Here is a 25,352-nt window from a genome sequence, read left to right as displayed (position 1 = left end):
ACTAATCTAGTATCAAAATATTGTTAACCAGGAGATACTACTTATGGCATATGACAAAAAATTTATGGATTTAGCCGCTCAAGAGGCTCAAAAGAATGTGGGAACACAGATTGGTGGACCCTTTGGTACTGTTATTGTTAAAGATGGAGAAATTATTGCACAAGGTCGCAATCACGTTTTAGCAAATCACGATCCTTCAGCACATGGTGAAATCACCACCATCAGAAAAGCTTGTGAAAAATTAGGAACACACGATTTATCCGGTTGTGAATTATATACAAATGCTTATCCTTGCCCAATGTGTTTAGGTGCTATTATTTGGTCTAACATCAAAACTTGTTACTACGGAAACACCGCTGAAGATGCTAAGAACATTGGTTTCAGAGACGATTTCATTTACAAATTCTTATCCGATGGTTTGAAGGATAAAAAAGTTTTGAATCTTGAACAACATGACAGAGATACGACTATCAAAGCTTTCAATAATTTCAAAGAAGACTCATCACATACGATTTATTAGTATAAAAAAGACATCAATTCGTTTAAAACCGAATTAATGTCTTTTTTATAAATGTTATTAATATTTCTTTCCATTCAAATAGTTCCTATAATTTGGGAAATTTCATCGGTAGACATTACCCCTCTATGGATACTATCAAGCTTTCCATTTCTTTTTAGTCTATCAAATCCTAATATATCCACCAAATGGCTCCTATAATCTATATCTTCTATTGTAGTAGTAAGATTTTCATATGTTGAATTAAAATTCATTAAAAAAGGTTTATTCATTTTTATTTATCCCCTTACCAACAATTTCCAATAAAAGGAATGTCAAAAGTAAACTAACTACTCCATTAATAAAGAAAATCATTTGATAATTAATTTTTGAAAATACAACACTAAATATAAATACTGCGATTGGTGTAAGTATTTGTGCGGCGGTATACATCGAAGTATTAACTTTCCCAAGATCCCTTTCTGGAACCGTCTTTTGTATATACGTGAACATTGGTGGTTGAGACATGGCATCCAGTACGCCAATAACAAATTCGAAGAATGTAAAAATAAATAAAACATAACGTGGTAAAGTAAAAAGCATTAATCCCAAAATAAGTAATTGTGTACTAGTTGCCCAATACATACTTCTTATGAATCCAAAAGTACTCTTTAAATTGATCATTGTAATAATAATTCCACCAATAAGAGCCCCAACAGAATAAACTCCTTCAATATTTCCACTAATTGTCGTTGAGTATTTCAATATATGTATGACAACATAAGGCATACCTATAACAAGAGCTGTACTAGTAATATTGAGACACATAGTTACTATTAAAAAGAAAAGTACCATTGGATATTTATTTAGTGATTTAAAAATATTTAAATTTTGAATTTTCTTTTTAGTTTTATCTATAGGATTGCTATCAAAATGAGTTGCTATTGTTAAAATCAATGTCAGCGTTTCTGTAATAATTTGTAAGACAATCATCCATTTAAAATCCATAATCCCAAATAGAAAACCCGCTATTGCTGGCGCTAAAATACTTGATACCGTGGCTGCCGTAGATTCAATAGAATTAAGCTTCTGAATATGCTCACTTGTTACAATCTGTGGAGTTGATGACAAATATGAGATAGTAAAAAAACGAGCTGTAATATTATTCAAACACACAACAATAATTGCTGAAATAAGAATATTAGTATGGAATAATTCAAAAACAAAAAAATACATGATTAAAGTCAAAATTAATACACCCTCAGCAATCAAAGCAACATGCTTTCTCTGATAACTATCCACAGTATTTCCTACCCAAGGAGCAACAAATAAACCTACTACTGGTCCAATGATCAAGCTTGTCCCATATCCCATGGCTGATCCGGTAACTTGTAATAATTTCAAAGAAAGCGCGTAATTAAATATCGATGCTCCTAAATCATTAACTACTGTCGTAATTCCAGCTTTAACCAGTTGCTTCATTGTATTCGATTCCACTAGTTCCAAGAATTCACCCCCCCTATTTTCAAAAAACACTGAAACTTGTAAAGTTTCGGTGTTAATTTCATACTAAATACTTAATTGTCTTTCTTATTGTATCTATCATCCATTCTTGTCTTATATTCTGCTTTATAATCTTCCCAGATTTGTTTAGTAATTTCCCTTTCAACAAGTTTAGAATCACTCGAAGCCTTAATTCTTTCTTTAACCAATTCACTCATATCTTTCATTTCCTTCAATAATTGATTAATTATGTTATACTCCAAAAAAACATATATCTCAATTAAAAAATAATGTTTTACAATTTATTTTTAATTAATTAAATATTAAAAACACCATTGCCTATAAAATAATTTATTTATAATACGAATCTAACCATAATGGGTTTTCAATCTTTTTCGTAGTATAATAATGTCCTACTATAGAAAAATAGAGGGAACATTGTTCTCTCTATTAATAATATTAATTTTAAAAACAAAAATAATATCTTCCTTAATGATATGGAATATCGTTAGATAATTCTGCACTTAATGAATTATTTATAATAGTAGTTTGATTCACGCTCAACTGACTTTTAATTAAATTTCCATCTTCTAAGCCAATAGTAGTAGTGAGCATAATAGAAGCTGTTATTAAATATACAAAGATTTTTTTCAATATAGTACCCTCCATACTTTAGTGTATATATATACACCATATTATTTAAAAAAAAATATTTTATTAGAGGTATTTTAATGATAGACGGAAATAAAATAAAACAAACTAGAAAAAAAATAGGTTTATCTCAATCTGATTTAGCCAAAGATATTACTACACAGGGAACCATCAGTTCCCTAGAAAGAAATTCTACTTCTCCAGGAAGTACAATCTTAGTAAAATTATTAAATCGGCTAGATTTAAAATTAAGTGATGTTGTTATTAACGACATTGCTACTGAAAATGATCAGATTTTAATGCAGGCAGACCATTTTAGCATGAATTATAAATATCAAGAGGTTATCGATTCATTAAAAGATTTTCAACAGACTGACGATAAAGACCAGCATGCTCATTATCAATTTTTAAAAACAGACGCTGAAATGTGGCTCACTAATAACTCTGATGATGCAATATTTGGTTTCAATCAGTTATTGCTACTTCACGATGACATCTCTGACATATTTACCATTCTTGCAACCTGCGAATTAGGTGTGGCCTATAGCCAAAAAAAAGATATTACGAAGGCTAATTTTTATTTCGAACAAACTGCATCATTATTTAAAAACTACAATACTAATAACAATCTCTTTTGGTCTCTATTAATTTACGATAATTTGGGAATGTACTATGCCAATAATGACAAACTTGAAAAATGTATAGATATTACTACTTCTGGTTTAAATTTGGCTCAAAGAAATGGCAGCTCGTATTTTGTTGAATCATTCTACTACCTACTTTCAGAAATGGCAGAACAACAAGGTAAACATTCTGAGGCTATTCAATATACGATTCAAGCCTATTCATTTGCTAAATTCATAGGCAACCGCTTAATAGGAGAAAAAGCATTGGCGTTTCTCAAGAAGAATGGCATTGATTACTTAAATCTATAATTAATACTAAACGTATTTTTTGGTCATTTTATATTCATAATTTTCAAATTATTTAAAAATATTTTTTCATTCTTTCATTAATCAAATTTGACGTTGAAAAAAAATAATAGTATCTTATTAGTATTGAAAACGATTACTAAGGTTGAGGAGAGATTATTGTGTTAGTAGGAAGTATTGAAGCAGGTGGAACAAAATTTGTTTGTGCTGTTGGTGACGAAGACTACCGTATCAAGGATAGTGTTCATTTCCCAACAACTACACCAGAAGAAACATTACAAAAAACAATTGATTATTTTAAACAATTTGATATCGAAGCTTTAGGAATTGCATCATTTGGTCCTATAGAGCAACGTAAGAACTCACCAAAATATGGTTATATCACATCTACACCTAAGCCAGGCTGGAAAGACACTGACTTTGTTGGCAAAATGAAAGAAGCCTTTGACATCCCAATGTTCTGGACAACTGACGTTAACGGTTCAGCTTATGGTGAGTATGTCATGTCTACTCTATCTAATGAAAAAATTGATTCATTAGTTTACTACACTGTTGGTACTGGTGTCGGTGCCGGTGCCATTGATAAGGGTAAATTTGTTGGTGGTATCGGACATCCTGAAATGGGTCACACACTTGTAAAACGTCATCCTGACGATCTAGATTTCAAGGGTGTTTGTCCATTCCACGGTGACTGTCTAGAAGGATTAGTTGCTGGTCCTACATTTGAAGCTCGTTTAGGTATCAAAGGACAAGATGTTCCTTTGACAAATCACGTTTGGGATATTATGGCTTATTATGTTGCTCAAGCAGCTCTTCAAGCTACACTTATTCTTAGACCTGACAAGATTGTCTTCGGTGGTGGTGTTGTTAGTGAACCATTCCTAGATAAAGTTCGTGCTCAATTCAAAGACTTACTAAACGATTACGTTGAAGTCCCAGATTTGAAGAAATACATTACAATGCCTGTAATCAAAAACAACGGTTCAGCTACATTAGGTGATTTCGCCTTAGCTATCCGCGAATTACAAGAATAATTTTTATAAAAAATAAAAAGGGATTGAAAACTGATTAGTTTTCAATCCCTTTTGTTATCCATTTCTTTTTCTGAAAATAATAAATTTGCTAAATACGTAATTTAAAATGATTACAACTACATTATCTAGAATTTTGACGATTAGAGCATTACCGTGCAATAAGGAAACACCTATAGTCATAATACTTTGATCAATTACCCATGAAGCTGCTCTGAAAAGGAAAAATGAGACCATTTCCTTAAAAAAGTCTTTCCAAGTTGCCGTATGGGAATTAAAAACCCAAAGTTTATTTGTTACATAAGCAAACAATACGGAAAGCCAGTATGCTAATACATTTGCGAACTGATAATTCCATCCTAAAAAGTGCCATAAAACATCGAAAGTAATAATATTAACTAAAGTTGTCAAGACTCCAAAGAAAGCATAAGGAATCATATCTTTATATTTATTCCATAATTCTTTTAACATTTATTCAGATCCTTAATGGTTTAATTTCCAATTTTTATAGCTTAATCCTAAGAAGTAAGCAATTACTTCAAAAGCTGAAATAAAGAAAGTTACTGGCCAATTGGTTACAAATGCTAAGTATAAACCTAACCAAACTCCCGCTAACGACAATCCGACTGAAACCATAATCAATTTCGGCACCGAATGTACTAAATACTTGGCTGTCGCTCCTGGCAAGGTCAATAATACAAAGACTAGTAATGAACCAACGATTTGAGCTCCAATACTGACGCTCAGAGCCAAAGTTACTAAGAAAGCAACTGATAGTAATCTTGTTTTCAAACCGGCAGCACGGGCGCCAATATGATCGAATGAATCAAATGATAGTGGTTTATAGAAAATAATGAAGACGAAAATGACGAATAACGCCAGAATCATTAATTGATTAACCTCTTTAGAACTGATGCCAACAATACTACCAAACAAGATGTTAGTAGCGTAACTACTCGATTCTGAGGACAGCGATAAGAACAGAATTCCTAAACCAATGAATAACGACGATATTGCACTGATTGACGCTTCTCGTCTAGATGATTCACTACTCAAACTACCGACTGCCACTGAACTGATCAATGTAAAAATAATCATTCCAGCTAAGGGCGATATTCCAACTAGAATTCCAAAAGAAGCTCCGGCAAAACCAATTTCAGATAATGTGTGAGAAAGAAAAGACATATTTCTAGAAACAACGAAAACACCAACTAATCCAGCGGTGATGGCGATGAAAGTACTAGCAATAAATGCTTCTCTCATAAATTCATATTCAAACATGCTTACCCTCCCATCTCAAACATATCTTCTGAAACATCTTTAACATCGACTTCTTGTAATTCATGATCTCTAAAAAAGAGCGCCCGATGAGTATATTTCTTAGTTAATTCATAATCATGTGTAATGAAAATGACAGTTAGTTTTTCATTTTGATTTAATTCAGCCACTAAATCCATCAATTGCATCTTAACTTCAACATCCAAACTGGCCGTCGACTCATCTAAGATCAATACTTTAGGATCATTCAAGAGTGCTTGAGCCAAATAGGCTTTTTGCTTTTCTCCACCTGAAGCTAATCCCAAAGGTCGATCTTTTAAAGCTGTCAGTCCCGTTTTTTCAAGAATTCTTTTGATCAACTGATTATCTGATTGACGTTTTTTGGGACTCAAAGTGAATTTGAGATTCAAACGGACGAATTGTTCGATATTCAAAGGATAATCGATATCAATATTTCTAAATTGTGGTACATAACCGATAGTTTGCTTGTGATCAACGATTAGGTCACCACTAGACTTCTTTTCCAAACCCATGATCATTTTGACCAATGTCGTTTTACCAGAACCATTCGGTCCGATCAAACTGATAAAGTCGCCATCATTGATTTGAAAATTTAAATTTTGAAAAACCAATTGTTTACCAAAACGTTTGGTTAAATTGACTGCCTTAATAACGATTATTCCTTCACTATCCTTTCAATCTGACTAATATTTTGATCCATCCAACTATAATATCCCAAATCACTTGGTAATGTTTCCGTGAAATAAATAATTGGTACATGATGCTTCTTTGCTAAAGTGGTCATCTTAGTAATAATGCCACTAGTTACCTGCTTATTAACGACTAAGAAACTAACTTTATGATTCTTCAAGCCGGTTTCCATATTTTTCACATCTTTAATAGATGGATCAGTGTCTTCTTCGATGGCTTTAGCAAAATGTTGATTAGCAATTGTCACGTCCAGATCTTTCAAGAGATAGTAAGGTAGCGGTTCAGTTACATAAGCCTTTTTACCAGCCGTATACTTTTTTAATGCTTTTTCTCTTTGGATTAAACGATTCAATTTTAAATAATATTCCTTAAAATTAGCTTGATAATACGCACGATTTTTCGGATCAACTTTGGCCATATGCTTGTAAACCATCCGGCTGAGTTCTTGGACATTCTTAACTCCAAACCAAACATGCTCATTATCACCATTTTGTTTCTTCAAGACGTCTCGGGAAAAATCGATCATATTATCTTCTTGACTATTAGCGGCCACAATTTTTTCAACCCAATCATCGTACCCCAAACCGTTAGCGACAATCAATCTTGAATCAGCAACTTGTTTAGCATTATTGCTGGAAGCTGAAAAACTGTGTGGATCAACATTGACTGATTTAATAATTGATTCAACCTGATATTTATCACCGACAACACTCTGTATCGGTTCCTTATAAGTATTAACTGTGGTCGTTATGATTTTTTGTGACGTATCACGACGACTACAGCCCCCTAATACTATCAATAGCGAAAACAAAGCTAATAAAATAAAATTTCTTTTTCGCATTCTTTCCCTCTATTCAAATAATTGCCAAACTAAAACAGAGGCCTGAACAAAACATAGTTTTGACCCGACCTCTGAAAAATATAACTAATTCTTATTATAAAGGCAAGTGCTTTCAAATTACCAAATTTGGAAATATTGACCGTTAGCTGGTACTAAGTAACTGCCAACTGGAGAATCTGAATTCTTGCTATAAATATTTATTTGATAACCATTAACATTATTCCAAGTAACCTTACCGTTCGCAACATATTGAGTATTAGCTTTATCATACGTTGTACTTAACTTATCAGCTAAGAAAGAAGTGGCTTGATCTGCTGTCGTAATATTAACCCCTGTTTGTGATGATTGTGCTGTATTCTGATTTTGTGATGATTGGTTATTATTTGTGTCAGTATTGTTGCTATTATTATCAGATTTTGTTGAGCTTTGATTTGTTTGTGTAGAATCATTGTTCTTATTTGTCGTGCCAGTATTATTATTACCGTTGCTGTCACTATTGCTATTACTGCCACTGTTGGTATTATCATCATTAGTTGCTTGGTTATCATCATTTGATGAAGACGAAGTAGAACTTGATTGGTCAGACTTCTCAGATTTCTCTGGAGTCGACTTCTTAGTACTCTTTTCTGTTTGTTCAGATCCAGTGTTTGACTTTGTGCTTGTAGCTTGTTGACTACTGCAACCTGCTAATAGAACCCCTGACAAAATCACTGTAAAAAGCGATAATCTCTTAAACATAGTATACAAGTACCTCCTTGTACTTGTTATTATATAGGAATGACGTATTTTATTGCAATGTTCCATGAGAAACATTACCGAACCGTAAGAATTAGACAGAAAAATAGTCACAATAATCTGTTTTTGATCAAAAGAACAGCCTCCATTAATCATTCAAGATATATCTTTTACTTGAATCCCTTAATAGAGGCCGTTCTTATTTATTATTCAGATTTTATAATGATTACTTAATGAAGTAAGATTTAGTCCGGAACAACAAGAAATTTATCTTAGCAATTTATTGCTTAGATAAAGGTCGAACTTGAAGATCCATGGCGTTCCAGCCAAATTTTCTTGTTCTGGAGGACGGCAGTTTTACACTATCAACCTAACTCAAAAAAGAATCTAAGCGGGCTTATTCCGATCTCTATCCATAAATCTTCGTATAATCAATTTTTTCGCCATTACGAATCTTTTGACCAAGTTCGATTGATTTATCAACGATAATTCCTTGTCCATCAATTACTTGATAAGGATGATCTGGAGCTTTTTCTTGGGCATATGATAACTCAGTACATCCCAAAACGATTACATCACAATCAAATTTATCATGCATTGTTTGTAAGATCTTGTGATACTTGGGAGCATTCATCTTACCTTTAATTTTAATATCATCATAAATTAAACTTTCAACTTCATCTTGTACTGCTTGATCACCAAGGCTTAATTCAAAGCCAGCATTCTTAATTTCGTCTTCATAGACGTGATCAGCAATTGTTCCCTTTGTAGCAATCAAACCGATTCGCTTAGCTTTGGGATACTTATTCTTCATTACACTGATAGCCATATGTGGCATGTGGATTAGCGGAATATCAGTTGCTGCCTGCAATTCTTTATAGTAATAATGAGCTGTATTACAAATAATTACCATAAATTCAGGTTTCAATAAACTCTGTTGTTTAATATCTTCTGTCAATGGAGGTAAAAAGCTAGGTTTACTGTGATCCAAAATATGTGCAGTTCTATCAGGCACAGTTGAGTGATTGACCAAAATATAGTCTAAGTAATCTTGATCTTTCTTACTAGGTGTCCTCTCATTTAATAAATGTATATAGCTTTCAGTAGCAAGGCTACCCATGCCACCAATTACTGTAAAGAATTTCTTCATGTTTCTAACCTTCGATATCCTTCAAAATTTTCTTAGCTACAACTGGATCACTTGGATAAGGTACATCGACACCCTTAGTCTTTTGATATGGATCATTACCTTTTCCGGCAAGAACAATGATATCCCCATCATTACTTGAGTCAATCATTTCACGAATAGCTTCTTGACGATCAATTACTGTCTTAACTTCAACTTTTTCGTGGTCAATTTGATCATCGATTTCCTTACAAATTTTAGCTGGATCTTCAAATCCAGGATCATCTGTTGTCAAAATTGCTGAATCGGCTAGTTCCGTTAGGACTCTAGCAAAGCCTGCACGTCTAGAAACTCCTTTATCACCAGGGCTACCAACTACAACTTTAACTTTTGATTCAGGATATTCACGCTTTATGAAACTCAATAGAGCGTTCATACTAGCATAGTTGTGGGCGTAATCTACAAAGATTGTCCCGTGGTTCTTGGTATTAATGTGTTCCATTCTCCCCGGGACGAACGCTTTTTTTAAACTATCAGCGATCACCTCATTATCAATACCCATAATTTTAGCCGCTGTAATAGCAGCACCAGCGTTCAACTCATTGAAATCACCAACAAGACCTAATTCATAGGTATATTCACCATGGTCTTGTAGATCTTCAGCTTTATCACTTTCAGCTGTATAGGTAAAGACGGAATCATTTAAATTGGATTCTTTGTTACGAATACTGAAGTCAGTGTCACCAACTTCATCTTTAGCAAATCTATAAATATCTTTGTCAGCACTTGTCTCTTTGGCTGCGGCTAAAACTGTGTCATAGTCGTTAGTTTGACGATTAATGATATTTACTTTAGAGTTGATCATCAATTGCTTTTTACAATTCAAATAATCAGCATAAGTTGGATGTTCATTAGGTCCGATATGATCTGGAGTGATATTCAAGAAACCTCCAATATCAAACTTCAATCCATAAACACGATTCTTCTTATAAGCTTGTGAGGATACTTCCATAACCAAATACTTCATGCCGTTATCGACAGCTCTTCTCATATCATGGAACAATTCCATTGATTCGGGAGTTGTTAAATCTGATTTGAATTCATCACTTGGTTTTGGTCCAACGATACGATCAACAGTTGAGAACAATGCAACTTTCTTAGGATAAGCACTGTTCAAAATATCGTATGTGAAATATGAAGTTGTTGTCTTACCTTTCGTACCTGTAAAGGCAACGATAAACAAATCATTTTGAGGATTGCCGTAAAATTCAGCACTCAACAATGCCAAAGCTTTCGATGCATCCTTCACAATTAAATGATCAATATCTGTACTATATTCCTTTTCAGCAACATAGATCTTGGCACCATTTTTAATTGCTTGGTCTAAATATTCTGCCTTGAATTGATTTCCCTTGCAGAAGAAAATTCCATTGGCTTGGTCTTCTCTAGAATTGTAACTAATATTTGTTACTTCGAGATTTTCATCGCTTACTGAATCAGAAACTAGCAAGTCATGATTTTTCAAAATCTCAATAGCTTTACTTACTTTCAAACTCATTCTTTCACCTGCTCCTAAAATAGACGTTTCCATAGATGATTAAAAAATTCAACGATCTGATCCCACCAAGACTTCTGGCTAGTCTTCTTGTGTATTACTTTTTTAACATCTGCCTTTTTAAACGGAAGATAACCACTAGCAGTATTAGCAGCAATTAATTTCACCGTTTGCTTATTGCGTTTCGCAGTAAAACCTAAGTCGTTACTACTTTCATTATAACTTAAATTTTCAACATTAAAATTCTTTGGTACCCAAATATAACTAGATTGATTAATTTCATACTTTTTTTTGTTAATAGTAATTTCTGAGCCTTTTTTCAAAGTTTCTTTGTATTCAAAATTATCTTTCACATAATGTGCTAATTTCTGCGTACTACGAAATCTTTTATCAGCATCATTACTTTCACCTTGAGCATTCATCACAATTGTAACAACACGAGTCCCATTCATAGGTAATGTTCCCACAAAAGATTCGCCAGCCTGCTTGGTTGTACCTGTCTTCAATCCATCAAACTCATAACCCGCCTGATAATCACGTTGTCCTTTTAACAATAAATTTAAAGAATTATAAGTCTTAGTTTCATTGTCAGCCGGAAAATCTAATTTTGCCATTGAAGTTGTTTTCAAAATTTCTGGATATTGGTCCAAAACATGCTTGACGATTACACCAATATCATTAGTTGATAACTTATTTTCACCATCGGCATTGCCAAGATACATACTGGAATCCAAGTCCGAGTTATTCAATCCTGAAACATTATTGATTTCAGCATCCTTGATACCCCAATTTTTCAGAGTTTTTCTCATCATTTTGACAAAGGCTTGTTGGCTACCAGCTACTTTATCGGCTAACATCATTGCCGCCGAATTAGACGAAACAATCCAAGCCGCTTGATACAGTTGCTTAACAGTATAAGAATGACCAACATCCAATTTAACATTAGTCAATTCATTATCCTTAGTCATATCAGCCTGTGCTTGGGTAGGCTGTAGCGTATCTTGTTCAGTAATTTTGCCTTCTTTTAAAGCCTTAGTTACTAAATAAAGTGTAATTATTTTGGTAATTGAACCAATAGCAACTTTTTGATTTGCGTTCTTGCTGTAAATAACCTGACCACTATTTTCATCAAAAGCCATTCCAGCCGTCGCATTTAAATCCAAACTGGGTTGTGAATCAGCTTGAACAGTTGATGCAAACAAGGGTAATGTCAAAATAATTAATGACATTATCAATGTTAACTTTTTAAAAAACTTTTTCATTATTAAACCTCGCAAATCAATCTTTATTGAGTAATTGGAAAATGACTAATAAATGATGTCTTTTCCTTGTTAGATGTAACTGCTATTGTTCCACCGTGCAATTTCACCATACTCTGGGCAATCGCTAGTCCTAGACCAGTTCCACCAGTCTTCTTAGACCGTGAATCTTCAACTCGATAGAAGCGGTCAAAGACATGTCTCAAAGATTCCTCAGGAATAGCCGGACCGTTATTAGCCACCGTTACAACGACTTCATTTTTCTTTTGTTCAGCCGTTAACCAAATATGAGTGGCTCCCTTACCATATTTAAAGGCATTCATGATGAGATTATTGAAAACCCGACCTAATTTTTCGGTATCGCCTTTCATTATGATCTTATCTGGATGTGAATTGACGATTATTTCCATTCCACGTTTGTTAGCTTCTAATTCAAAATCAGCTGACAATTGATCTAGCATCTGTGCCATATCAAATTGAGTCATATTAAGACGACTTGTTGCATGCTGTACGTTAGCGAACTCAAACAATGAATTGACTAAATTCTGCATCTCTAAAGACTTCTTATAGGCAATGTGAGTATACTTCAATATTTGTCCTAAATCGTTATAATTCTTGCTCTCAATCAATCCTAAGTAACCGATAACTGAGGTCAAAGGTGTTCTGATATCGTGACTAACATTACTGATCAGTTCATCTTTACTCTTCTCAGATTGTTCCTGTTCCTTAGAACGACGATTCATGTTTGAGATCAATAAATTATAATTATCAATGATTCCTTGTAAGTTCTGATTTACTTTCACCCCAATTGGTTGCGGTAAATTAGTTGTAGCACTCTGTTGTAAAATCCGTTGAACCTGATGTAATTCAAGATGGTGATACATAGTTAAAACCATCATAACAGTCAAAATCAGTTGTACCAAAAGGGTCAAAACTAAAATCCAAAGTTTATCACTGATAAGATTAGACAGATTAGTTTTGACATTTTCGACAACGCCGTTCTTGCCGATAGCTCCTATTAAAATCACATTGATAACCTGAAATAAAAGAAAGGTGCCTATTCCTTCTAAAAGGAGGACACCTTTTTCTTTCACATTCAGTTTGATTCTTTTATTCAAAATCAAACCTCCACTTTGTAGCCAACGCCCCAAACGGTTTCGATAACTTTTTCACCATTAGTTGCTTCTTCTAGTTTATCGCGCAAATGACTGACATGAACCATAACGGTTTTTGCCGAAACGACGCTTTCTTGCTTCCAAACTCTTTCAAAAATTTCATCCGCAGAAAAGACACGATTTGGATGACTTGCTAATAAATAGAGCACTCCAAATTCTAATGCTGTCAACTGCACTTTTTGATTAGAATCAGTTACTACCTCATGTGAATCTTTATAAATAGTAATTGGTCCCACTTCCAATTTATCTGGTACATTTTTAGCTGTCTGTTGAGAGCTACGACGTAATAAAGAACGAATTCGTGCCATTATCTCTAATGGGTTGAAAGGCTTCGTTACATAATCGTCAGCACCCGTGATAAGACCTTGAATCTTATCCATATCAGTCGTTTTGGCGGAAACGATAATTATTGGAATCTGGGAGTTCTTACGAACACGTTTGACGACTTCAATACCATCGATTCCAGGCATCATAATGTCTAAAACCATCAACGCTATATCGCTATGAGCCGCCAATTGGTCCAAAGCTTCCTGACCAGAATTAGCCGTCACAGGATCATAACCTTCATTTTTAATATAAATACTAAGTAGTTCTACAATCTCTTTATCATCATCAACCACTAAGATTTTCATCTAATAGACCTCTCAAGCGTACATATATTTACAAGTATACAACTAGTTAGTATTATACAATAAGATAGAACTAGATTACTAATTAGACCGTGAAAGTGAGTTTTTATGGAGTATTTAAAAAAGCGTTTAAAATTTATTTTGATTATCATTTTTTCAATTGCTGTGATTGCATTCGTTCAATACGAATTACATTTCGACAAAAATCTAGATATTAAAAAAGTCGGTATGATGATGACCATTTTACAGGCCGCTGCCGGTGGTTATGGTCTTTATGGTCTAGTACAGTTTTTTCGAGTTAAATAAAAATCTCTCAATCGATTATGATTGAGAGATTTTTTAATTTTGAATTCCTATTTAACTTCTATTTAGAATAACCACTGTTCTTTGCTGAACAGTGGTAACGAGCTCCGCAAGGGCAACCTCTTCCGGTTTGCTACAGTAGTGGAATCACACGTCAAGTACGCGTGCAATTTCACTACTTAGGCAAATCCTCGGAGGCTGAACGCCCTTGCTCCGCTCTTTAGAAGAACGTCTTTTCTTTGATTCCCATGTAACGACGGAAAGCAAAACGGATGCCATATGCTACTACTGCAGCTACAAAGTAACCTACTGCATTAAGTGTTGGATTAATTGTTGTTGGTACAAATGCCATTGCTCCTAAGAAGACAAACATTAGTACTAAACCAAGTGCTAAGTAACCAATTGTTTTACCCCAACCAGGTCTCTCTGATTTTGGCATTCTCATTTGGTTGTTGAACCATGTTAACAATGCACCCCACATTAATGACAAGACGATCAATGTTAAGATACCTGTTTGATTATTAGGATCTGTCTTCTTCGATGTCAATGCAACGACTCCGTATAACAATCCAAACAAAGCAAAGAATAACAAAGCTGTATCGATCCATAGTCCCCAGAATGGTGTTTTCTTTGGCTTTTTAACTGGATGAGCAATCTCTTTAGCCTTTTGAGTAACTGGTCCATAAAGTTGATTAGCTGGAATTCCTTTAATCTGATTATCAATCATTTCAGGTAACATTCCATCGATAACTTCTTTGGCCTCTTCTTCTTTGAAACCATCGTCAAGCAAGCGTTTGTTAAGTTTAAAAACGTATTCTGCATTTTTGTTGCTTAACTTTTTACTCAAATCATCAGTATCTGCACTGTAAATTTGGCTTGTGACTTCTTCTTTTTTCTCATTTTTAGCTGATGCAACTTTTTGCTTTTCAGCAGCCTTTTTATTCTTTTCTCTTAAATCCTCTGACATTTTGCTCCCCCTGGATTAGACATTGAAACGAAATTCGATAATATCACCATCTTGAACTTCGTAATCCTTACCTTCAACACGTAATTTTCCGGCTTCCTTAACAGCTTTTTCACTACCTAGTTCGTCTAGGTCACTAAAGGCCATTACTTCGGCACGAATAAATCCACGTTCAAAATCAGAATGAATGATTCCGGCAACTTGTGGTGCCTTCATTCCTTCATGGAAAGTCCAAGCACGTGTTTCCTTACCACCTGCAGTAAAGAATGTTCTAAGACCTAATAGCTTGTAACTAGCTCTAATCAATTTATCAAGTCCTGATTCTGTAACACCTTCGGCTTCAAGGAATTCTTTTCTTTCGTCATCATCTAGTTCAGCAATTTCTTCTTCGGTCTTAGCTGAAACACCAATAACTTGAGCATTTTCCTTCTTAGCGTAATCTTCAATTAACTTGTAATACTTTGAACCTTCGGGGTCAGCCATATCATCTTCAGCAATATTAGCAACATACAAGACAGGTTTTGATGTTAATAGGAATAGTCCCTTAACAATCTTTTGTTCTTCTTCATCGAAGTCAATTGATCTAACAGCTCCACCCTTTTCAAGAACTGGCTTGATCTTTTCTAGAACAGCAAATTCAGCTTGAGCTTCTTTATCTTTGGCACTTTTAGCGGCTTTTTCAACTCTTGTGTAACGCTTGTTGATACTGTCAAGATCAGCGATACCCAATTCCAAATTAATTGTTTCAATATCATCTAGTGGATCAACTTTACCAGTTACACTTGTGATATCGTCGTCATCGAATGCACGAACAACGTGAACGATAGCGTCAACTTGTCTGATATTTTCCAAGAACTTGTTACCAAGTCCCTCACCCTTACTAGCACCCTTAACAATACCAGCGATATCAGTGAATTCAAAAGTAGTATGAATTAATTTTTTAGCAGGAATCAAAGAATCGATTCTTGATAGACGTTTGTCTGGTACTTCAACCATTCCTACATTAGGGTCGATTGTTGCGAAAGGATAGTTAGCCATTTCGGCACCAGCCTTTGTAATAGCGTTAAATAAAGTTGACTTACCAACGTTTGGTAGTCCTACAATTCCGGCAGTTAAAGCCATTAGTTATTCCTCGTTTCTTTTAATAAAATTAGGTGGCATTAATTGATCTTTAGTCAAATAATGTTGCTCGTTTTCCGTTTTCACCTGGTCGGCTTGAGTTAATACTTTTTTGAATTTCTTCTTAAATTCAGCTCGTGGAATCATAACAATATGACCACACCCTAAGCACTTAACTTTAATATCCGCACCCATTCGGATAACTTCCCAGCGGTTTGCCCCACAAGCATGAGGCTTTTTCATTAAGATAATATCTCCAAGTTTAAACATACAATTCCTCTAATCTAAATGGATTCCTAATATGTCTAAAATACGGTTCAAATCATCCGTATTCGAGAAATCAATTTCAAGTTTTCCATGGCCGCTCCGATTCTCTCTAACAGTAACAGGAGTGTCAAATCTTTCCACTAATTTTTCTTCAGTAGCTTTGATATATGGTGACTTTTGAACAACTCGTTTCTTTCTCCTACTGTCGTGTTTGGATTCGGTAGCTAATTGTTCCAATTGACGAACAGTTAAATCTTCATCGACAGCACGCTTAGCGAGTTTATCAATCTGTTCTTTATCTTTCAAACTAAGTAAAGTTCTAGCTTGTCCCATTGATAATTTACCATTCTGTACTAATTTCTTAGTCGCGTCAGGTAGATTCAATAGACGTAGGTAATTAGCGATATAAGGACGACTTTTACCCAATCTTTGGGAAACTTGTTCTTGTGTCAAATTTAATTTTGTTATCAAAGTTTGATATGCATCAGCTTCTTCTAACGGTGTTAAATCTTCACGTTGTAAGTTTTCCAAAACGGCAATTTCCATCATTCCTGATTCGCTTAAAGGACGAATAATTGCAGGGATAGTAGTCTTCTTAGCAATTTTACTTGCTCTGAAACGACGTTCACCAGCAATGATTTCGAAACCATTAACACTTTCACGGACGATGATAGGCTGAAAGACACCATTTTGTTCAATTGAACGTGCTAATTCATTTAAAGCATGTTCATCGAAGGTTTTTCTAGGTTGATATGGATTAGGACGAATATCATCGATTGATAGATCAACTACGGTCTCACTATTTTCATCGATTGCTTCGAATTCAGAAAAGATTGCGTCAATTCCTCTTCCTAAACCCTTTTTATTTTTGCTTGATGCCATTACGCTTTAACACCTCCTTAGCAAGATCACGATAAGCTTGTGCACCTCTTGACTTGTCGTCAAAATCAACGATTGGTAGTCCATAACTTGGAGCTTCAGCTAAACGTGTATTTCTAGGTACGATTGATTTATAAACCGAATCGCCGAAATATGATTTCACTTCGTCTACAACTTGGGCACCCAAGTTAGTTCTGGCATCTAACATAGTGATCAAGACACCTTCAATAGCTAAGTTTGTATTAAAGTGCTTTTGAACTAAGCGAATTGTATTCAATAACTGACTTAATCCTTCCAAAGCATAATATTCACTTTGAACAGGAATAATGATTGAATCACTGGCTGTGAAGGCATTGGTTGATAATTGACCTAATGAAGGCGGGCAATCAATCAGAATAATGTCATAATCAGCATCTACTTCTGCAAGTCCAGCACGTAAACGAGTTTCACGAGCCATCATCGAAGTTAATTCCATTTCCGCACCAGCTAATTGAATTGTGGCTGGCACGATATCGAGATTCTTATGTTTGGTATGAATAATGGTCTTTTTAAGTGGATATTCATTAACTAAAACATCATAAACATCTTTTTCCACATTGGCCTTTTTGATTCCCAAGCCACTAGTGGCATTCCCTTGAGGATCAGTATCTACTATTAATACCTTTTGGCCCAGATCAGTTAAACATGCTCCCAAATTGATGGTGGTTGTGGTTTTTCCGACACCACCTTTTTGATTTGCAACAGATATTTTTCGTGCCATTTTATTCCCCTATCTCTAGAAATTGCTCAACAATTTCACAAAATATTATCTATGGTAATCACTTTTTGGCGCTTTTGCCATAACTATATAATCTTATCATTTTTACAATATTATTTAATAGTTTGGAATTATTTCACGAGCGGTTTTTTAGCTGGAGTACCGGGTTTTCGAGGATACTTTTTAGGTGTCTTAGAAATTTTTTCAACAAAGATAAAATTACGAATTCCGGCATCATTTGGCAATTCAACTGATTCCTGTTGTTTAATTGTTCCGCCTAAAGTTTCGATAGCATATTGTGCATTCTTAACTTCTTCAGGAGCTTTTTCAGATTTCATGGCCACGAATTGACCACCAACTTTTACTAACGGCAAACAAAATTCAGTTAAAACATTCATAGCTGCCACTGCTCGAGCTGTCACAACATCAAATTTTTCACGGAATTGAGGATTCTTCCCAACTTCTTCGGCGCGTCCATGAACTAAACTAACGTCAGTTAAATTAAGTTCATTCACTAACCCTTCTAAAAATTTGATTCGCTTATTTAACGAATCAACGATTGTAATTTTTAATTTAGGATTAATAATTTTTAATGGTAAGGATGGAAAACCTGCTCCAGATCCAACATCGCACAAAGTTAGTTCTTCATTTAAGATTTTTTCATCAACAAAACCGAGTACGATTGAATCATAAAAATGTTTCAAGTAGACTTGGTCTTCATCTGTAATTGAAGTTAAATTCATTACCTTATTAGTCTCAACTAGTTCATGAAAATAAGTCGCAAATTGTTCCTTTTGAACATCACTCAATTCAATACCCTTCTGGGCTAAAGCTTCAAAAAATTCTTCCGGTTTCATTAAATACCTCCACTCGTGAAACAGTGTTTCACACTCTCTAATCGTATATTAATGCGACACTTAATTCAATGATGAGTTCAATAAGTCTAATCAAAATATAGTTGCATTTGCAACAATTCAAATATATACTAATCCTAACTTAAATCTCTAGGAGTAACTTATGATAATTGTCAAACACACAAATGAATTGACGTCAAAAGAACTGACCGAAATTTTCAAACAACGAGTAGCTGTTTTTGTTGTTGAACAAAATTGTCCCTACCAAGAAGTTGATGCTAACGATTTCGACGACTTACATGTTTGTTTAGTAGAAAACAATAAACTTATGGCATACACCAGAATTATCGATAAGGGTGATCACATAACTTTTGGACGTGTGCTTGTAGTCAAAGAATATCGTAATGATGGCCTTGGTCGTCAAATTGTTCAGGCTACAATCAATGAAATTAAAAAGAGATTCCCTAACCAAACAATTCAAATTCAAGCTCAAGCTTATTTGCAAAAATTTTATGAAAGTTTTGGTTTTAAAGCCATTTCCACAGTTTATTTGGAAGATAATATCCCTCATTTAGACATGCTGCTAGAAAATAATTAGAGGTGTTCATAATGAATTTAGTTACTTTACCAATAAATATTGAAGAAATTGATTATGCAGAATTACCTAAATTACAAAAATTGAGTGTTGAAACTTTTAATGATAGTTTCCGCCATTTCAAAGCATCCAAGGATTTTTCCCATTACACTTTAAAAAATTATAATTATGGTCAACTAGCAAAAGAGATGCTCAATCTTCAATCAAAATTCTATTTCATTTACTATAATCATAAATTGGCCGGTTATCTTAAGCTTAATTTTGCGACTGACGCTTTAGAAATCGATAGATTCTATTTACGCAAGGATTTTGAATACATTGGTTTGGAAAAACAATTATTAGAATTCACATTAAAGAAGACTAGAGAACTCCATCAACATCGAATCTGGAGCAGTGTTTGGGAACATGATGATTCAGTACTTCATTTTTATAAGCAATTTGGTTTTCAGAAAACTACTAGTCGTAATTTTTCATTAAATGGTCTGTTACAAAAAGATTTTATTATGGAATTGAATCTATAGAAAAAGGACGATACAAATCACATTCGTGAAATGTATCGTCCCTTTTTGACTCAATGAAGTATCCAAAGTGGCTGCTTCATTTGCCCCTGCCAAGGAACTTAATTATAACTCATCCTTAACACATATGCTCGCAACCATCGGGTAAACAATCACAATTTACCTTCTCTGGAGCTGTTTTCAATTTATTATCCAGCGTTTTTTGTAATGACTCAATATCGCTCTTACTAATATCCAATGAGTCGATCAATTCATTTAAAACTGAACCCGTCTTGTGGGCACAAAAATCATTAAATAAGCTATTAGCATATTCATCCATCGTCTCTTGCTCAGAAACAGTTGTTGAATAAATATAGCGCCCCTTTGCCTTTTTACGACTGAGAAATTCTTTTTTAGTCAATCTAGTTATCAAAGTTTTAATCGTCGAATCAGACCAATTCTGCTTTTGTTGCATCAGATTGATAATCTCCGTACTAGTTACGTGTTTTAAAGTCCACACGATACGCATAATTTGCCATTCCGCTGAAGAAATTTCAACTTTTTTCTGTTCTTTCTTTACTGCCACAGTATCCATCAAAATCTTCCTCTCTTAACAAATTAATTATATAACATAACATTGGCTAGATTGTGAATATTTTTTGAATTCAGGATTTATTTAGTTGTCCTTCATCATAAACTTCAACACAATAATCTTTCTTACCGCAGACTGGACAAGTCAATTTACGTGCCTTGATATTATGTTTAGCCCAAAAGGCCTCTTTCGTATTTGGTTTAAATTCAGCTCCACAGTTGGGACAAATATAATTAGTTTTTTGGAAATAATATCTAGTTACTAAAGTAGCACAGATGATTAAAAGAACGATCGCAATTAAAAATGGCCACCATTGACCTTTAATAATTCCCCAAGCCAAAGTACCATATTCCAAAATATTGAAAGGAATCCCATATAGAATCATCCGCAAATGAACTTTACGCAATTCTTTTTTATTTTTCATAATGTCTTCTATGTCATCAATCGTACTTAATGATATTTGATTGATTTGAGGTAAATTTCTTCTTAATTCTTCGATTGTTTTCAACTGTTCACGTGAATCTCTCAAAGTATCCTTAATAGCCTTTTGTTGTTGCTCCAAAAGTAAATTCAAAACTACAATTGAATTTTTACTACTCAGAATTTCAGCAATTGCTTTCAATGGCAAGCCTAATTTCTTCAATAAAAGAATTAACTTTAATCTACTCAAATCCACATCGGTATATATTCTGCGACCACTTTCAGTGACTTTACTAGGTTTTAATAAGTCCTTTTTATCGTAATATTGTAGTGTTCGAACAGAAACTGATGCCAACTTAGCTAATTCACCAGTTGTATATTCTGACATAGATTTTCACCTCTTTCTCTAATCATTTTTACCTTATTACCTAAGGTCATTAGCAAGTACTTTTCTTTATAACGGCGTTATGAAACAAACAAACTAGATGATTAATTGCCTTAATTTTTAAAAAGTCCTAAAATAGTCCGATAGATGGTAAACACAAGTAATCCTATATAAAGGGAGGAAAATATCACGAAATATAGTTTTTTTGTTCAACCACAAATAAATAAAGATAATGATTCAATTTTCGGTTACGAGGTCCTTTTACGTAAAGAAGACAACGGTTCTTGGCATTTGCCAAAGGACTTCACGGAACTTTCGATTGAACAACAAACCAAGTTGCTCGAAGAAACTGTTAAATCTTTGAAAAAGAATACTGGCAAAGATAATCGAGTGATTTCCTTCAATTTAAATCATGATCAAACTAATGACCCTTCCGCAATCGATGAAATTATTTTCTTAAAGAAAAGGATTGCTCCTGTTTCACTTACAATTGAATTAACTGAAGCAGTTCCTTTAAATAAAGTTAAAGAATTGAGTTCACTATTACATCAAAATAATATCTCTTTAGTCCTCGACGATGTCGGGACTGGCTCTAATACTTACGAAAATATTAAACAAGCATTACCCTATGTTGATCGAATCAAATTTGCCATGCAAAATTTTCGTATGAATGGTCATGCCGAACTAATCCCTAAATGTCTTGATTTCTGGGTCAAACAGGCTAAACAGTACTGTTTAGATATGGTAATCGAGGGTGTCGAAGATTATAAAGATCAAGTTTTGGCTAAAAACTATGGTATCGATATTCAACAGGGATACCTTTATGGCAAACCCGCAATGGTTTAATTACGTTAAAAAATAATAGCCTCAACAACTCGGTTTTGAGTTATTGAGGCTATTTTATTCTGCTCTACTATGACAAAGCATCCCATGAAGGTAAAACAATTGGTTCTTGATCGAGTTCAGCTAATTCTTCATCGTTTAAATATTTCTTGTTAATAACGACTTCATAAGTATTATCCTTGAACCACTTTTCATCCATCAAATAATAACCATGCACGCCGTTATCTTCACCCCAGGAGTTTTCAACTTTCCAACGGTTAGGTTGGCCATTCAAAATATTAACTCCGGTAATAGTCATTGCGTGAGAAACTTCAGCCTCTCCGTAATCAAGGGCAAGTCCCTTTTCAATTTGACTGTCCATACCGAACAATTCGTCATATTGATAAAGATCCCCCAATAAGTAACCATTCTTACGATCTGATTGCTTCAAAACATCATTACCGAACCAAACCAATTGATTATTCTTTAATTGTTGAATAGTTAATTCCTCAAGGCGTTCCATCGGCAAGTTCAAGAAGATATGTTCTTTACCGCCAATAACGTTATTTTGATTCTTAATTGAATAAACCTGATGATATTTTTTACTCTTTTGAGGAGAATTTTCAATTGTCACAAAATCATCCAAGTTAGTTGTAAAGTAGTTATTGAAGAATTGTTTTGGTGTAATGCTCTCCTCTTCAATCAACTTATCATTATCAGTTTGCAATGATAGTTCAAAATTCTTTGGTGGCAAACCAAATGAGTAGACACAAATTTTATAAACTTCTGACAACATTTCGGTGACGCGTTTATCAATATCTGCTTGAGCAGCTCCGTCTTTAACTAATTGGCGTAATTCAATTCCATTTTTGCGTAATAATTTATTAAGAACAGCATCAAATTCACGCGTATTTTCTGAAACAGCTGTTTCTGGCATAACATAATTAGGAACTACACCATACTTACTGATTAAATTAGCAGCAGAGCTCCAAAAACCACCATCTCCGTTAGGACCACTGAAGACATCATTGACTTGACGATCTTCAATTGGTAAATCAGCTGATTCCAAAACTTCTTGATAAAAGGCATTAGATTTTTCTAGTCGATCCCAAAATGATAAATAATTTTGAGATAGTTCAAAATCTTTCATATTGTTGCGCAAAGCAAATTCTGTTCTTAAAGTATTAAGAGCAGCAAAAAGCCAACAACGTCCAGATTGCTTTTGATTAGAGACCTTTCCTGAGTTGACCATAATGTTAAACGAAGGATTCAACTTCGTTTTTACTTCTGGATCTTCTGAAGCTTTGAAAATTCCAACCTGTGCTACAGAGTTCTTCAAAACATTATTACTTGCATCTTGATTTAAGTTCTTGTTAAAATCTGCTAAAATCTCTTTATTGATTTCTTTTGTCAATTTCATCACCTCGTTACTAAACTATATTACAATTATTTAACTAAATTACAATGTTTCTAATCTAAATTGGAGAAATTATGTCTGAAATTATTAAAATTGCTTACTTATACGAAGATTTAATGAATACATATGGAGACAGTGGAGATGTTAAAATTCTCAGTTTCCTCTTAAAAGAACAAGGTTATGATACCCAAGTTGATAACATCAGTTTGGATATGGACTTCAACGCCTTTGATTATGATTTTCTCTTCTTTGGCGGTGGTCAAGATTTTGAACAATCTGTTGTTGCAACTGACTTACAAAGACATCGTCAAACTATTAAGGATTATATTGAAGCCGACAAACCGATGCTCTGCATCTGTGGTGGTTATCAATTCCTTGGCAAGTACTATCAAACAAGTGGTGGCGAGACTATTCAATGCCTTGATATTCTTCCCTTACATACCGTTTTTAAGGCCGATAGCCGTATGATCGGTGATACTGAGTACAAGACTGAATGGGGCACTGTAAAAGCCTTTGAGAACCATAGTGGCCGTACATACTTTGATGACAAGAAAATGCTCAAGCCCTTCGGAACAATGATTCAAGGCTACGGTAATAACCCTGATGAAAAACAAGAAGGCATGCGTTACAAGAACGTTATCGGCAGTTACTCTCACGGACCAATTTTAAAAAATGAAAATGTTGCCCGTGCTATTGCAGATAAAATCGTTCAAGCTCATAAAGAACGTCTGGCAACTACAAATAACAAATAATTTGAAAATACAAAACAGCATTCATTTAGGCGTTTCTAAATGAATGCTGTTATTTTTATTCTTAAAATTTTAATTGTCTAAAAATTTATTTGTTTTCAATATTGCACTGGAAATAGCTGGAGCAATAATGATAGCTGCAATCATCTCTGGAACACCATTAGTTCCAACGATTACTAGCAATAACTTATTTAAAAGATCAGTTTGAGTGGCGTAAGCTTGTGCCATTGTACTTGCATACATCAAGCGCATCAATCCCAATACCAGACCAGTATTGACCAAGGAACCGACTCCAGAAGCTATAGCCATCCCTAAAACCTTTTTACTCGTATGATGTTTGAACCACAAATAGATCCATCCAGCAACCAATCCTACTGCTACTCTAGGCAAAACGGCTACCACTGGATTTGTGAAAACTGTTGTATCGATAATCGAAGTTGGACTAGTGAAGGCACGAATGATTGTTCCAATTCCCCATACCAGACCTACAATAGCACCATCTTTAGGTCCTAAAACGATGGCTGCTACAATAACAGTAATATGAATAATTGTTATATTAATAAAACCAGTTGGAATAAAGCCTAGAAAGGGTACCATCGATTGCACAAGAATAATCGCCATTAAAATTCCTAAAATTGCGGTGCGATAAGCTTTTCTTTTTTGCAAATGTCTTCACGTCCTAATTTAATTTTCTTAATTTTACCTGATTACTCAACAAAGAACAAAAAAATAACTATTTACACATAATTTTTTCTCGGCGAATTTTATAATCAAGTTAGCCACTTTAGAAAAATGACAAAATAAAAACAC

The 25,352-nt window shown here is 34.2% G+C and carries 32 protein-coding genes; 8 read left to right on the top strand and 24 right to left on the bottom strand.

Going from position 1 to position 25,352, the window contains the following annotated elements:
* Window positions 1-43: 43 nt before the first annotated feature.
* Window positions 44-520: a nucleoside deaminase gene (locus tag FD33_RS00835; protein ID WP_025084819.1), complete on the top strand. Its 477-nt coding sequence runs from the start codon at window positions 44-46 to the stop codon at window positions 518-520.
* A gap of 74 nt (window positions 521-594) precedes the next feature.
* Here FD33_RS00835 and FD33_RS00830 read toward each other — a convergent pair whose 3' ends face one another.
* From FD33_RS00830 to FD33_RS12570, 4 genes are all read right to left on the bottom strand, one after another.
* Complete coding sequence (locus tag FD33_RS00830; protein WP_025084818.1) at window positions 595-789, bottom strand: hypothetical protein; 195 nt, start codon at window positions 787-789, stop codon at window positions 595-597.
* A complete protein-coding gene (locus FD33_RS00825; protein ID WP_234031751.1) occupies window positions 782-1,993 on the bottom strand; it encodes an MFS transporter in 1,212 nt (403 codons plus the stop codon). Before FD33_RS00825 ends, FD33_RS00830 begins: the two co-directional genes overlap by 8 nt.
* 80 nt (window positions 1,994-2,073) lie before the next feature.
* On the bottom strand, window positions 2,074-2,217 hold the full coding sequence (locus tag FD33_RS00820; protein WP_159102808.1) for a hypothetical protein: 144 nt from the start codon (window positions 2,215-2,217) through the stop codon (window positions 2,074-2,076).
* A 271-nt stretch (window positions 2,218-2,488) separates the two neighbouring features.
* Entirely contained in the window at window positions 2,489-2,653 is a 165-nt protein-coding gene (locus tag FD33_RS12570; RefSeq protein WP_156407814.1) for a hypothetical protein, read from the bottom strand.
* A 77-nt stretch (window positions 2,654-2,730) separates the two neighbouring features.
* Here FD33_RS12570 and FD33_RS00815 point away from each other — a divergent pair, with 77 nt between their 5' ends.
* Complete coding sequence (locus FD33_RS00815; RefSeq protein WP_056955670.1) at window positions 2,731-3,585, top strand: helix-turn-helix domain-containing protein; 855 nt, start codon at window positions 2,731-2,733, stop codon at window positions 3,583-3,585.
* A 158-nt stretch (window positions 3,586-3,743) separates the two neighbouring features.
* Window positions 3,744-4,616 (top strand): fructokinase ScrK, encoded by an 873-nt coding sequence (gene scrK / locus FD33_RS00810; protein WP_025085447.1) that lies wholly within the window; start codon window positions 3,744-3,746, stop codon window positions 4,614-4,616.
* A gap of 54 nt (window positions 4,617-4,670) precedes the next feature.
* Here the strand turns inward: scrK and FD33_RS00805 are convergent, their stop codons facing one another.
* From FD33_RS00805 to FD33_RS00760, 10 genes are all read right to left on the bottom strand, one after another.
* Complete coding sequence (locus FD33_RS00805; RefSeq protein WP_025085446.1) at window positions 4,671-5,084, bottom strand: GtrA family protein; 414 nt, start codon at window positions 5,082-5,084, stop codon at window positions 4,671-4,673.
* A gap of 12 nt (window positions 5,085-5,096) precedes the next feature.
* Entirely contained in the window at window positions 5,097-5,894 is a 798-nt protein-coding gene (locus tag FD33_RS00800) for a metal ABC transporter permease (protein WP_054642695.1), read from the bottom strand.
* Between the two features lie 2 nt (window positions 5,895-5,896).
* Window positions 5,897-6,523: an ATP-binding cassette domain-containing protein gene (locus FD33_RS00795; protein ID WP_227005305.1), complete on the bottom strand. Its 627-nt coding sequence runs from the start codon at window positions 6,521-6,523 to the stop codon at window positions 5,897-5,899.
* Window positions 6,524-6,567: 44 nt separating this feature from the next.
* Window positions 6,568-7,443, bottom strand: a complete 876-nt coding sequence (locus FD33_RS00790) for a metal ABC transporter solute-binding protein, Zn/Mn family (protein WP_025085444.1) — start codon at window positions 7,441-7,443, stop codon at window positions 6,568-6,570.
* Between the two features lie 117 nt (window positions 7,444-7,560).
* The gene (locus FD33_RS00785; RefSeq protein ID WP_025085443.1) at window positions 7,561-8,181 is read right to left on the bottom strand and encodes a hypothetical protein; all 621 of its coding nucleotides are present in this window, start codon (window positions 8,179-8,181) and stop codon (window positions 7,561-7,563) included.
* A 406-nt stretch (window positions 8,182-8,587) separates the two neighbouring features.
* On the bottom strand, window positions 8,588-9,328 hold the full coding sequence (locus FD33_RS00780) for an aspartate/glutamate racemase family protein (RefSeq protein WP_056955669.1): 741 nt from the start codon (window positions 9,326-9,328) through the stop codon (window positions 8,588-8,590).
* Window positions 9,329-9,332: 4 nt separating this feature from the next.
* Window positions 9,333-10,862, bottom strand: coding sequence for a UDP-N-acetylmuramoyl-L-alanyl-D-glutamate--2,6-diaminopimelate ligase (locus FD33_RS00775; protein WP_025085442.1), 1,530 nt, complete (start codon window positions 10,860-10,862; stop codon window positions 9,333-9,335).
* Window positions 10,863-10,876: 14 nt separating this feature from the next.
* A complete protein-coding gene (locus tag FD33_RS00770) occupies window positions 10,877-12,121 on the bottom strand; it encodes a D-alanyl-D-alanine carboxypeptidase family protein (protein ID WP_025085441.1) in 1,245 nt (414 codons plus the stop codon).
* Between the two features lie 23 nt (window positions 12,122-12,144).
* Window positions 12,145-13,236, bottom strand: coding sequence for a sensor histidine kinase (locus tag FD33_RS00765; RefSeq protein WP_025085440.1), 1,092 nt, complete (start codon window positions 13,234-13,236; stop codon window positions 12,145-12,147).
* A gap of 2 nt (window positions 13,237-13,238) precedes the next feature.
* Window positions 13,239-13,925: a response regulator transcription factor gene (locus FD33_RS00760; protein ID WP_025085439.1), complete on the bottom strand. Its 687-nt coding sequence runs from the start codon at window positions 13,923-13,925 to the stop codon at window positions 13,239-13,241.
* A 105-nt stretch (window positions 13,926-14,030) separates the two neighbouring features.
* On the opposite strand from FD33_RS00760, the gene FD33_RS00755 reads away from it, so the two are divergent.
* Window positions 14,031-14,228, top strand: coding sequence for a hypothetical protein (locus FD33_RS00755; protein WP_025085438.1), 198 nt, complete (start codon window positions 14,031-14,033; stop codon window positions 14,226-14,228).
* Between the two features lie 217 nt (window positions 14,229-14,445).
* Here FD33_RS00755 and FD33_RS00750 read toward each other — a convergent pair whose 3' ends face one another.
* The 6 genes from FD33_RS00750 to rsmG form a co-directional block, all read right to left on the bottom strand.
* Window positions 14,446-15,192, bottom strand: a complete 747-nt coding sequence (locus FD33_RS00750; RefSeq protein ID WP_025085437.1) for a DUF1129 family protein — start codon at window positions 15,190-15,192, stop codon at window positions 14,446-14,448.
* Window positions 15,193-15,207: 15 nt separating this feature from the next.
* Window positions 15,208-16,311, bottom strand: a complete 1,104-nt coding sequence (gene ychF / locus FD33_RS00745; RefSeq protein ID WP_056955668.1) for a redox-regulated ATPase YchF — start codon at window positions 16,309-16,311, stop codon at window positions 15,208-15,210.
* A gap of 3 nt (window positions 16,312-16,314) precedes the next feature.
* Window positions 16,315-16,578 carry a DUF951 domain-containing protein gene (locus FD33_RS00740; RefSeq protein ID WP_025085435.1) on the bottom strand — a complete coding sequence of 88 codons (264 nt, stop codon included), beginning with the start codon at window positions 16,576-16,578 and terminating at the stop codon, window positions 16,315-16,317.
* A gap of 9 nt (window positions 16,579-16,587) precedes the next feature.
* On the bottom strand, window positions 16,588-17,457 hold the full coding sequence (locus tag FD33_RS00735; RefSeq protein ID WP_025085434.1) for a ParB/RepB/Spo0J family partition protein: 870 nt from the start codon (window positions 17,455-17,457) through the stop codon (window positions 16,588-16,590).
* Entirely contained in the window at window positions 17,438-18,214 is a 777-nt protein-coding gene (locus tag FD33_RS00730) for a ParA family protein (protein ID WP_025085433.1), read from the bottom strand. Before FD33_RS00730 ends, FD33_RS00735 begins: the two co-directional genes overlap by 20 nt.
* A gap of 128 nt (window positions 18,215-18,342) precedes the next feature.
* Window positions 18,343-19,068, bottom strand: coding sequence for a 16S rRNA (guanine(527)-N(7))-methyltransferase RsmG (gene rsmG / locus FD33_RS00725; protein WP_025085432.1), 726 nt, complete (start codon window positions 19,066-19,068; stop codon window positions 18,343-18,345).
* Window positions 19,069-19,228: 160 nt separating this feature from the next.
* Between rsmG and FD33_RS00720 the strand changes: the two genes are divergently transcribed.
* A complete protein-coding gene (locus tag FD33_RS00720; RefSeq protein ID WP_025085431.1) occupies window positions 19,229-19,663 on the top strand; it encodes a GNAT family N-acetyltransferase in 435 nt (144 codons plus the stop codon).
* 11 nt (window positions 19,664-19,674) lie between these two features.
* On the top strand, window positions 19,675-20,181 hold the full coding sequence (locus FD33_RS00715; RefSeq protein ID WP_025085430.1) for a GNAT family N-acetyltransferase: 507 nt from the start codon (window positions 19,675-19,677) through the stop codon (window positions 20,179-20,181).
* A gap of 115 nt (window positions 20,182-20,296) precedes the next feature.
* Here the strand turns inward: FD33_RS00715 and FD33_RS00710 are convergent, their stop codons facing one another.
* Window positions 20,297-20,752, bottom strand: coding sequence for a CopY/TcrY family copper transport repressor (locus FD33_RS00710; RefSeq protein WP_025085429.1), 456 nt, complete (start codon window positions 20,750-20,752; stop codon window positions 20,297-20,299).
* A 70-nt stretch (window positions 20,753-20,822) separates the two neighbouring features.
* Window positions 20,823-21,557: a MerR family transcriptional regulator gene (locus FD33_RS00705; RefSeq protein ID WP_025085428.1), complete on the bottom strand. Its 735-nt coding sequence runs from the start codon at window positions 21,555-21,557 to the stop codon at window positions 20,823-20,825.
* Window positions 21,558-21,740: 183 nt separating this feature from the next.
* Here FD33_RS00705 and FD33_RS00700 point away from each other — a divergent pair, with 183 nt between their 5' ends.
* Window positions 21,741-22,400, top strand: a complete 660-nt coding sequence (locus FD33_RS00700; protein WP_056955667.1) for an EAL domain-containing protein — start codon at window positions 21,741-21,743, stop codon at window positions 22,398-22,400.
* Between the two features lie 67 nt (window positions 22,401-22,467).
* On the opposite strand, the gene FD33_RS00695 is transcribed toward FD33_RS00700, so the two are convergent.
* Window positions 22,468-23,796: a C1 family peptidase gene (locus tag FD33_RS00695; RefSeq protein ID WP_034544197.1), complete on the bottom strand. Its 1,329-nt coding sequence runs from the start codon at window positions 23,794-23,796 to the stop codon at window positions 22,468-22,470.
* A 71-nt stretch (window positions 23,797-23,867) separates the two neighbouring features.
* Here FD33_RS00695 and FD33_RS00690 point away from each other — a divergent pair, with 71 nt between their 5' ends.
* Window positions 23,868-24,545 (top strand): type 1 glutamine amidotransferase, encoded by a 678-nt coding sequence (locus FD33_RS00690; protein WP_056955666.1) that lies wholly within the window; start codon window positions 23,868-23,870, stop codon window positions 24,543-24,545.
* Between the two features lie 69 nt (window positions 24,546-24,614).
* On the opposite strand, the gene FD33_RS00685 is transcribed toward FD33_RS00690, so the two are convergent.
* Window positions 24,615-25,208 carry an ECF transporter S component gene (locus FD33_RS00685; RefSeq protein ID WP_025085426.1) on the bottom strand — a complete coding sequence of 198 codons (594 nt, stop codon included), beginning with the start codon at window positions 25,206-25,208 and terminating at the stop codon, window positions 24,615-24,617.
* Window positions 25,209-25,352: the final 144 nt, after the last annotated feature.

The sequence above is a fragment of the Companilactobacillus paralimentarius DSM 13238 = JCM 10415 genome (assembly GCF_001434985.1).
Lineage (GTDB): Bacteria > Bacillota > Bacilli > Lactobacillales > Lactobacillaceae > Companilactobacillus > Companilactobacillus paralimentarius.
The sequence above is the reverse complement of the archived record's forward strand: the minus strand, read 5'-3'. Positions and strand labels throughout refer to the sequence as shown.